10 protein-coding genes are annotated in these 8,790 nt (G+C 62.1%); 9 read left to right on the top strand and 1 reads right to left on the bottom strand.

The annotated features are described in order from the left end of the window. Positions 1-474, top strand: a 474-nt coding sequence (locus JNB71_RS24110; protein ID WP_220374302.1) for a class I SAM-dependent methyltransferase, incomplete at its 5' end; no start/stop codon positions are given. Positions 475-528: 54 nt separating this feature from the next. Here JNB71_RS24110 and JNB71_RS24105 read toward each other — a convergent pair. Further along, the gene (locus tag JNB71_RS24105; protein ID WP_220374301.1) at positions 529-1,167 is read right to left on the bottom strand and encodes a hypothetical protein; all 639 of its coding nucleotides are present in this window, start codon (positions 1,165-1,167) and stop codon (positions 529-531) included. A gap of 299 nt (positions 1,168-1,466) precedes the next feature. On the opposite strand from JNB71_RS24105, the gene sdhC reads away from it, so the two are divergent. From sdhC to mdh, 8 genes are all read left to right on the top strand, one after another. Then, on the top strand, positions 1,467-1,859 hold the full coding sequence (gene sdhC / locus JNB71_RS24100) for a succinate dehydrogenase, cytochrome b556 subunit (RefSeq protein WP_220374300.1): 393 nt from the start codon (positions 1,467-1,469) through the stop codon (positions 1,857-1,859). A gap of 13 nt (positions 1,860-1,872) precedes the next feature. Beyond that, positions 1,873-2,253: a succinate dehydrogenase, hydrophobic membrane anchor protein gene (gene sdhD / locus JNB71_RS24095; RefSeq protein WP_220374299.1), complete on the top strand. Its 381-nt coding sequence runs from the start codon at positions 1,873-1,875 to the stop codon at positions 2,251-2,253. 7 nt (positions 2,254-2,260) lie between these two features. Further along, positions 2,261-4,105 carry a succinate dehydrogenase flavoprotein subunit gene (gene sdhA, locus JNB71_RS24090; protein ID WP_220374298.1) on the top strand — a complete coding sequence of 615 codons (1,845 nt, stop codon included), beginning with the start codon at positions 2,261-2,263 and terminating at the stop codon, positions 4,103-4,105. Positions 4,106-4,107: 2 nt separating this feature from the next. Next, on the top strand, positions 4,108-4,572 hold the full coding sequence (locus JNB71_RS24085) for a DUF3052 domain-containing protein (RefSeq protein WP_220374297.1): 465 nt from the start codon (positions 4,108-4,110) through the stop codon (positions 4,570-4,572). Continuing rightward, positions 4,565-5,344: a succinate dehydrogenase iron-sulfur subunit gene (locus JNB71_RS24080; RefSeq protein ID WP_018328631.1), complete on the top strand. Its 780-nt coding sequence runs from the start codon at positions 4,565-4,567 to the stop codon at positions 5,342-5,344. The genes JNB71_RS24085 and JNB71_RS24080 overlap by 8 nt, the downstream gene beginning before the upstream one ends. Positions 5,345-5,774: 430 nt before the next feature. Next, positions 5,775-6,320 (top strand): protease inhibitor Inh/omp19 family protein, encoded by a 546-nt coding sequence (locus JNB71_RS24075; RefSeq protein WP_220374296.1) that lies wholly within the window; start codon positions 5,775-5,777, stop codon positions 6,318-6,320. A 178-nt stretch (positions 6,321-6,498) separates the two neighbouring features. Continuing rightward, on the top strand, positions 6,499-7,611 hold the full coding sequence (zapE, locus tag JNB71_RS24070; protein WP_222857411.1) for a cell division protein ZapE: 1,113 nt from the start codon (positions 6,499-6,501) through the stop codon (positions 7,609-7,611). Positions 7,612-7,805: 194 nt separating this feature from the next. Beyond that, the gene (gene mdh, locus JNB71_RS24065; RefSeq protein WP_220374294.1) at positions 7,806-8,768 is read left to right on the top strand and encodes a malate dehydrogenase; all 963 of its coding nucleotides are present in this window, start codon (positions 7,806-7,808) and stop codon (positions 8,766-8,768) included. Positions 8,769-8,790 lie beyond the last annotated feature (22 nt).

Raw genomic sequence — 8,790 nt, 5'->3', positions numbered from 1 at the left:
GGCGGGCAGGGGCTGGCGCGGCATATTCTCGATCATCCGGAACTGGTTAAGGGCAAACAGGTCATCGATTTCGCCTCGGGATCGGGGCTCGTGGCGATTGCGGCGATGAAAGCCGGTGCGGCTTCGGTGCTGGCCGTCGACATCGATCCCTGGACGCAAACCGCAATCCGGCTGAATTCAGCGCTGAACGGCGTAACGGTCGCCTTCGCCGCAGCCGACATCATCGGCGATGCGCGCAGTGCCGACGTCTATCTTGCCGGCGATGTCTTCTACGACAGGGCGTTTGCCGATCGGCTGGTTCCATGGTTCACCGCGCTGGCGCAGAACGGGGCTTGCGTGCTCGTCGGCGATCCCGGCCGCGCCTATTGCCCGCGCGACCGCATGCAGATGCTGTCGACCTACCAAGTGCCGGTGACCCGCGCACTGGAGGACAGCGAGGTCAAGAAGACCACGGTCTGGCGATTTACCGCCTGAGCTGCAGCGTCCCTTGCGTTATTTCGGACGCGCGGCGCTGGAGCGGACCGGGCCTCAGCGGCGGATGACGCAGACGCCGGCTTCCCAGGAGCACGCGCGGCCGGCCGTCGAGGGGGTCACGCGGATGATCTTGGCGCGGGGCGCGCGATAATCACTGTCGGTAGCACCGTTGAAATAGCCATAGCCGCCGCCTTCGGAGTTGAAGTACGTGCCGTTGCCCGCATCGCTCCATGCCGACAATCCGCCGAAATATGTGCCGCCAAGGGCCTGCGAGGGGAAATCATCGCCACCGTAGGCCGATTGCCAATAGTTTACGCGCTGGTCGGGGTATTCGCGCACGACGCTCCATTGGCCGGGGCGGCGATGGAAACCGTAGCGGTGCTCGAAATAGCGGCGGTCGGCGTTGATGCCGGCAAGACGCACATGGCGATGGCGGCGGAGCAAGCGGCTATCGACATTGATGCCGGACAGCACTGCCCGGTCACGGCGTCCGTGATGGCGGCGGAGGAGGCGGCTATCGACATTGACGCCGGACAGCACGTCCCGGTCGCCGCGGCGTTCGTGATGGCGGCGGACGAAATGCCGCTCTGCGTCATGGCGGTCGCGCGCTGCGGCAAAATCGGTGAACCAGACGACCAGAGCCAAGACCGCGACCAAGACTTTCGTCGCATTAGAAAGGGTGATTGGACGCATTTCGTGCAGCCTTCCGTGCAACGCTTAACAAATCCTTAACGGCAATGTGCGGCAATGGAGGGCAAAAGTCACGGGAATGCGTTGATTTTTCACGATCTATCGTTAACGCGGCGGCCCTGCCGATTCGGCGGGCGTGCCTCATTTTCGTCTAATCGATTAAAATGATTTTGCACTGCAAACACACTTGTCGTTAATCAATATGGTGATTAAACGTCGGCTGACTGAATTGTGCACAATCATGTGCAATACCGGATAGTCCAGTTTTTGGGCGGTTCGTCCGGTTATTCCGTGGGGTTCCGATGACGAATGTCACCAAAAGCCGGCCCTTGTCGCCGCACTTGCAAATCTACAAGCCAATTCCGACCATGATCATGTCGATCATGCATCGCATTACCGGCGCCACGCTCTATTTCGGTACCATTCTCGTCGCCTGGTGGCTGATCGCTGCCGCCACCAGCCCGGCCTATTACGACTGGGTCATGTGGGCCTTCGGCACCATCATCGGCCAGCTCGTGCTGTTCGGCTATACCTGGGTCTTGGTGCACCACCTGTTCGGCGGCATTCGCCACTTCATCTGGGATCTCGGCTACGGTTACGAGAAGCATTTCGCGACCAAGCTCGCCATTGCCAATCTTGTCGGTTCGGTTGCAGTCACGCTGCTGATCTGGATCGTCGGCTACGCGGTTCGCTGAGAGGAGAATTTCCATGGATATGCGCACGCCTCTCGGCAAGGTTCGCGGTCTCGGTTCGGCCAAGGAAGGCACCGATCATTTCTGGCGTCAGCGGCTGACGGCGGTCGCCAACGTGCCGCTGATCATCTTCTTCGTCCTCTTCCTCATCAAATATGCCGGCGCGCCGCATGCGGATGTCGTCGCGGCCCTGTCGAACCCCTTCGTCGCGGTCATCATCGGGCTGGTGCTCGTCTCCGGCCTCACCCACATGAGGATCGGCATGCAGGTCATCATCGAGGACTATGTTCACGGCGAGGGCACCAAGATCGTGCTTCTCATGCTCAATACGTTCTTTGCGATCGCAGTTGGCGGGCTCTGTCTTTTCGCCATCCTGAAAATCGCTTTTGCAGGGTAATTCAAAAATGGCACCCAACATGTCGCCGCTCATCAACGGCAGAGCCTATGAATATGTCGACCACGCCTATGACGTGATCGTCGTCGGCGCCGGCGGCGCGGGTCTTCGCGCGACGCTCGGCATGGCCGAGCAGGGCTTCAGGACGGCCTGCATCACCAAGGTCTTCCCGACGCGCTCCCATACGGTCGCAGCGCAGGGCGGCATTGCGGCATCGCTGCAGAACATGACGCCGGACAGCTGGCAGTGGCACCTCTACGACACCGTCAAGGGCTCCGACTGGCTGGGCGACGTCGATGCCATGCAGTATCTCGCCATGGAAGCGCCGAAGGCGGTCTATGAGCTCGAACATTACGGCGTGCCCTTCTCGCGCAATGCCGAAGGCAAGATCTACCAGCGTCCGTTCGGCGGCCATATGCAGAACTACGGCGAGGGCCCGCCGGTACAGCGCACCTGTGCCGCTGCCGACCGCACCGGTCACGCCATCCTGCACACGCTCTACGGCCAGTCGCTCAAGCACAACGCCGAATTCTTCATCGAATATTTTGCGCTCGACCTGATCATGTCGGATGACGGCAGCCGCTGCACCGGCGTCGTTGCCTGGAACCTCGACGACGGCACCATCCATCGCTTCGCCGCCAAGATGGTGGTGCTGGCGACCGGCGGCTATGGCCGCGCCTATTTCTCGGCGACCTCGGCCCATACCTGCACCGGCGACGGCGGCGGCATGATCGCGCGCGCCGGCCTGCCGCTGCAGGACATGGAATTCGTGCAGTTCCATCCGACCGGCATCTACGGCGCCGGCTGCCTGATCACCGAGGGCGCGCGCGGCGAAGGCGGTTATCTCGTCAACTCCGAGGGCGAGCGCTTCATGGAGCGTTACGCGCCGTCGGCCAAGGACCTTGCCTCGCGCGACGTCGTCTCGCGCTGCATGACGCTGGAAATCCGCGAAGGCCGCGGCGTCGGCAAGAACAAGGACCATATCTTCCTGCATCTCGACCATCTCGATCCGGCCGTGCTGCACGAACGGCTGCCGGGTATTTCCGAGAGCGCCAAGATCTTTGCGGGGGTCGACGTGACCCGCGAGCCGATCCCGGTTCTGCCGACCGTCCACTACAATATGGGCGGCATTCCGACCAACTACTGGGGCGAAGTGCTGAACGCCGACAGCGCCAATCCGGAGCGCATCATCCCCGGCCTGATGGCCGTCGGCGAAGCCGGCTGCGCCTCAGTGCACGGCGCCAACCGCCTGGGCTCCAACTCGCTGATCGACCTCGTGGTCTTCGGCCGCGCCGCCGCCATCCGCGCCGGCGAAGTCATCGACCGTGCCTCCTCGATCCCGGCGATCAACGAGAAGGCTTCCGAAAAGATCATGACGCGCTTTGACCGGCTGCGCCATGCGAGCGGCGGCACCCCGACCGCCGTGCTGCGCGAAAAGATGCAGCGCACCATGCAGGAAGACGCAGCCGTGTTCCGCACGCAGGAATCGCTGGAATCGGGATGCAGGCGCATGAGCGCGATCTGGAAGGAACTGCCGGATATCAGGGTCACCGACCGATCGATGATCTGGAACTCCGATCTGGTCGAGACGCTGGAACTGGAAAACCTGATGGCCAACGCCATCACCACGGTCTATGGCGCCGAAGCCCGCAAGGAAAGCCGCGGTTCGCATGCCCGCGAAGATTACACCAGCGGCGCCTTTGCCGGGCGCGACGACGTCAACTGGCGCAAGCATACGCTGTCCTGGGTGAATGAAGCGGGCGAGGTCAAGCTCGACTATCGCCCGGTCCATACCGAATTGCTGGCCGAGGGCATCGATCCGCACAAGATCGAGCCGAAGGCGCGCGTATACTGATCATGGCGGCGGCGAACGCGGGATATTCCGGCACGCCGCTTGTCAAGAAGCTGGGCTTCAAGCCCGGAATGGCGGCAGCCTTCGTGGCCTTGCCGGACAGTCTGGCAGAGCTTGCGGCCTCGGTCGATTTCGCCGCCTGCGACCGGTTCTCTTCCTGGGAAGCGATGCGGGCGACGGAGAGGATCTATGATGCGATCCATGCCTTCACGATCATGAGGGCGGAGATCGAAAACGAGCTTTTACGGCTGCAGAACCGGATCAGGCCGGACGGTATGATCTGGGTCTCGTGGCCGAAGAAGGCTTCCAAGGTTAGGACGGACGTGACCGAGGATGTCGTACGCCACGCGGCCCTCGATCTCGATCTGGTGGATGTCAAGGTGGCCGCAGTCGACCAGACATGGTCAGGGCTGAAGCTGGTTATCCGCAAGGATCGGCGCAAGGAAAGAACGGACAGGTCGCATGGTTGAACTCGCTCTCCCCAAGAACTCGCAGATCAGCGAAGGCAAGGTCTGGCCGAAGCCGGCCGGTGCCAAGAACACCCGCGAGCTGCGCATCTATCGCTGGAGCCCGGACGACGGCAAGAACCCATCGATCGACACCTTCTACATCGATGTCGACGATTGCGGCCCGATGGTGCTCGACGCGCTGCTCTACATCAAGAACAAGATCGACCCGACGCTGACGCTGCGCCGCTCCTGCCGCGAAGGCATCTGCGGATCCTGCGCGATGAACATCGACGGCACCAATACGCTCGCCTGCACCAAGGGCATGGACGAGGTGAAGGGAACGGTAAAGGTCTATCCGCTGCCGCATCTGCCTGTCGTCAAGGACCTGGTGCCGGATCTCACCAACTTCTACGCCCAGCACCGCTCGATCGAGCCCTGGCTCAAGACGGTTTCCGCGACGCCGGCGAAGGAATGGAAGCAGAGCCACGAGGACCGCCAGAAGCTCGACGGCCTCTACGAATGCATCCTCTGTGCATGCTGCTCGACTTCCTGTCCGAGCTACTGGTGGAACGGCGACCGCTATCTCGGCCCGGCGGTGCTCTTGCAGGCCTATCGCTGGCTGATCGATAGCAGAGACGAGGCCAAGGGCGAGCGCCTTGACAATCTCGAAGACCCTTTCCGTCTCTATCGCTGCCACACGATCATGAACTGCGCCCAGACCTGTCCCAAGGGCCTGAACCCGGCCAAGGCGATCGGCGAAATCAAGAAGATGATGGTCGAGCGGCGCGTTTGATCCTCGGGTGCGATAGCACCAGAACCGAGCCGCTTGACGTCGTGGCTACGGCCCCTCATCCGCCCTGCCGGGCACCTTCTCCCCGTTTTGACGGGGAGAAGGAGACATGCCGCACCGATCGCCATTCTCCAGAAGCCGAAGAGGGCGCGTCCCCTCTCCCCGCTTGGGGGGGAGAGGGTTAGGGTGAGGGGCAGAGGCGGTGTCGCGGTTACCCTTTGCGTCGTGGTGGAGCTCACCCTGCGGGAAAATTCAAGCGGCAATAGTGCCTTGACAGCATCCGACAACCTCACGGCGCAGCCGGATCGACCGTTTCAATCATGCCACAGGCGTCAAAGAATTGCCGTTCTCTTGAATTGAAGGATGGTTTTAAGGTAATTCCGACTATATGTCAGTCGATAACGCGGTGCCGGAGATGAGCGGGAGCAGGAATATGCGGACAATACATGCGGTGGCGGGACTGGCCGTGGCACTGACGCTTTCTGGATGTCAGAGAACGTCCATGAGCGATTTCGGCGGCAACAGCACATCGCCGGCGCCGTTGCAGGCACAGCCCGTGCCGACCGTGTCCTCCGGCCAGCTCGACGCTCCGGCAACCACAGACACGTCACAGTTCCCCGCAGCGCCGGTCAGCGGCACCGCAGCGGTCGGCGGCGTGCAGCCGGCTGGGGCTGACGCTGCTGCGGCCGCCAATGCGCTCGACGTGACCAAGGAATCGATGGTGGGCAACTGGCGCGTCGCCAATGGCGGCAGCTCCTGCGACATGTTCCTGACGCTCACCAATCTCGGCAGCGGCTCGCGCGGCGGCACGCGCGGTTGCGCCGGCGAACTGACGCAGATGGGCTCGTGGGAAGTGGCCGGCAAGCAGGTCGTGCTCAAGGACCGCAACGGCAATCCGCTGGCCCGTCTGTTCAAGACCGCCGATGCGCGGTTCGACGGCTCGACCAATAGCGGCCAGCCGGTCAGCCTCAGCCGCTAATCAACAAGCCCGGCAGACGCCGGGCTTTTTTGTCTGGACGCGTTTTCGCCTTCCTCCGAGTTGCGAAAACGCTCTTCGTTCCCCGCATTTCCGGACGGTCGAACCTTTCCTGGAAGTGCTTCAATCGGTTACGCGCGTGCCAAATCCCGAAGACAGTATTTCGCGAAAACTCGAGGCCATGATAGCCGAAGGCGCGGTGCGGCGCGATCCGGCCCAGCTTGGCATCGCCCGGCGCTTCGATCATCTGCTGATGGAGCTTGCCGGCAACCGGGCGCAGCGCAAGTCGAATGCGCTCGGCTGGCTGTTTGCCTCGCGCAAGCATGAGCATCCGCCGCTGAAGGGGCTCTATCTCTACGGCGGCGTCGGCCGCGGCAAGACGATGCTGATGGACCTGTTCTTCGAAACGGTGCCGATCCAGCGCAAGCGCCGGGCGCATTTCCACGAATTCATGGCCGATGTACACGAGCGCATCTTCAAGCACCGGCAGAAGCTGAAGAACGGCGAAACGCGCCAGGCCGACCCGATGCCGCCGGTCGCCTCGGAGATTTTCGCCGAGGCGCGGCTGCTCTGCTTCGACGAGTTCTCCGTCACCGATATCGCCGATGCGATGATCCTGTCGCGGCTGTTCAGCGAGCTTTTCGCCAAGGGCTGCGTTCTCGTCGCCACGTCGAATGTCGAGCCGGGCAATCTCTACATGGACGGCCTGAATCGCGGGTTGTTCCTGCCGTTCGTCGATCTGTTGAAGACCCATACCGAGATCGTGCCGCTGGACGTCGGGACGGATTATCGTCTGGCGAAGATGGAGGGCCTGCCGGTCTGGCTGGCGCCGCTGGGGCCGCAGGCCGACGCCGCGCTCGACCGGGCCTGGATCCATGCAACCGCGGGGCTGTCGGTCGCGGCTGCCGAGGTTGCGCGCAAGGGCAGGACCATCAAGGTTCCGGCTGCGGCCAACGGGTGCGCCCGGTTTTCCTTTTCGGACCTGTGCGAGCGGCCGCTGGGTGCAGCCGATTATCTCGCCATCCTCTCGCACTACCGGACGATCTTCATCGATCACATCCCGCATCTTACGCCTGAGCGCCGCAACGAGACCAAGCGCTTCATCATGCTGGTCGATACGATCTACGATCACGGCGCCCGCCTTTTTGCCACGGCGGCTTCCGCGCCGATCGATCTGCTGACGGCCAAAAAGGGCACCGAGGGCTTCGAATTCGACCGTACGGTCTCGCGGCTGATCGAGATGCAGAGCGAGGAATATGCGCGAAATCATCGTGCGGAAACAGTGACTTCGTGACGATATCACGACGAAAATTCTTACGTTTACGTAAGAACTTTATGATCTAACCGATTGAAATCGTTCCACTCAAAAGTATGGGTTGATATTTCAGATCTGGAAGGTTAATTCCTTGCGCCGAAAGGTTTGCCCAGCTCGCGTCTCAGGCGCCACGTCAGGCCTTGTCAGATTTGGATCGCAAAGGAAGCACTTTCATGGCGCGCAACAAGATCGCACTTATTGGTTCTGGAATGATTGGTGGCACGCTGGCGCATCTCGCCAGCCTGAAAGAACTCGGCGACATCGTCCTGTTCGACATCGCTGACGGCATCCCGCAGGGCAAGGGCCTCGATATCGCCCAGTCCTCGCCCGTCGAAGGCTTCAACGCCAATCTGACCGGCGCCAGCGATTATTCGGCCATCGAAGGTGCCGACGTCTGCATCGTCACCGCCGGCGTTGCCCGCAAGCCCGGCATGAGCCGCGACGACTTGCTCGGCATCAACCTCAAGGTCATGGAACAGGTCGGTGCCGGCATCAAGAAATATGCCCCGAACGCCTTCGTCATCTGCATCACCAACCCGCTCGACGCGATGGTCTGGGCGCTGCAGAAGTTCTCCGGCCTGCCGAAGAACATGGTCGTCGGCATGGCCGGCGTGCTCGATAGCTCGCGTTTCCGCCTGTTCCTCTCCCAGGAATTCAATGTTTCCGTCCAGGACGTCACCGCCTTCGTTCTCGGCGGCCATGGCGATACGATGGTGCCGCTCGCCCGCTACTCGACCGTCGCCGGCATTCCGCTGACCGATCTCGTGAAGATGGGCTGGGTCACCAAGGAGCGGCTGGAGGAAATCATCCAGCGGACCCGTGACGGCGGCGCCGAAATCGTCGGCCTGCTCAAGACCGGTTCGGCATATTACGCCCCGGCAGCCTCGGCGATCGAAATGGCCGAGTCCTTCCTGAAGGACAAGAAGCGCGTTCTGCCCTGTGCCGCCCACCTCACCGGCCAGTACGGCGTCAAGGACATGTATGTCGGCGTTCCGACGATCATCGGTGCCGGCGGCGTCGAGCGCATCATCGAAGTCGAGTTCAACAAGGCCGAGCAGGAAGCCTTCGAAAAGTCAGTCGCCGCCGTTGCCGGTCTTTGCGAAGCCTGCATCACCATTGCGCCCAGCCTGAAGTAATTCGCCCCGCCGGCTTAAACAG

It is taken from the genome of Rhizobium herbae (assembly GCF_019511375.1).
Classification (GTDB): domain Bacteria; phylum Pseudomonadota; class Alphaproteobacteria; order Rhizobiales; family Rhizobiaceae; genus Pararhizobium; species Pararhizobium herbae_A.
Note: the sequence above shows the minus strand (reverse complement) of the source record. Positions and strands in the feature narration are given on the sequence as shown.

Excerpts from the sequence above, each read along its gene's own strand:
- JNB71_RS24080 (WP_018328631.1), top strand. The coding sequence starts at position 4,565 with ATGGTTGAACTCGCTCTCCCCAAGAACTCGCAGATCAGCGAAGGCAAG.
- sdhC (WP_220374300.1), top strand. The coding sequence starts at position 1,467 with ATGACGAATGTCACCAAAAGCCGGCCCTTGTCGCCGCACTTGCAAATC.
- mdh (WP_220374294.1), top strand. The coding sequence starts at position 7,806 with ATGGCGCGCAACAAGATCGCACTTATTGGTTCTGGAATGATTGGTGGC.
- JNB71_RS24085 (WP_220374297.1), top strand. The coding sequence starts at position 4,108 with ATGGCGGCGGCGAACGCGGGATATTCCGGCACGCCGCTTGTCAAGAAG.
- zapE (WP_222857411.1), top strand. The coding sequence starts at position 6,499 with ATGATAGCCGAAGGCGCGGTGCGGCGCGATCCGGCCCAGCTTGGCATC.
- sdhD (WP_220374299.1), top strand. The coding sequence starts at position 1,873 with ATGGATATGCGCACGCCTCTCGGCAAGGTTCGCGGTCTCGGTTCGGCC.
- JNB71_RS24105 (WP_220374301.1), bottom strand. The coding sequence starts at position 1,167 with ATGCGTCCAATCACCCTTTCTAATGCGACGAAAGTCTTGGTCGCGGTC.
- JNB71_RS24075 (WP_220374296.1), top strand. The coding sequence starts at position 5,775 with ATGCGGACAATACATGCGGTGGCGGGACTGGCCGTGGCACTGACGCTT.
- sdhA (WP_220374298.1), top strand. The coding sequence starts at position 2,261 with ATGGCACCCAACATGTCGCCGCTCATCAACGGCAGAGCCTATGAATAT.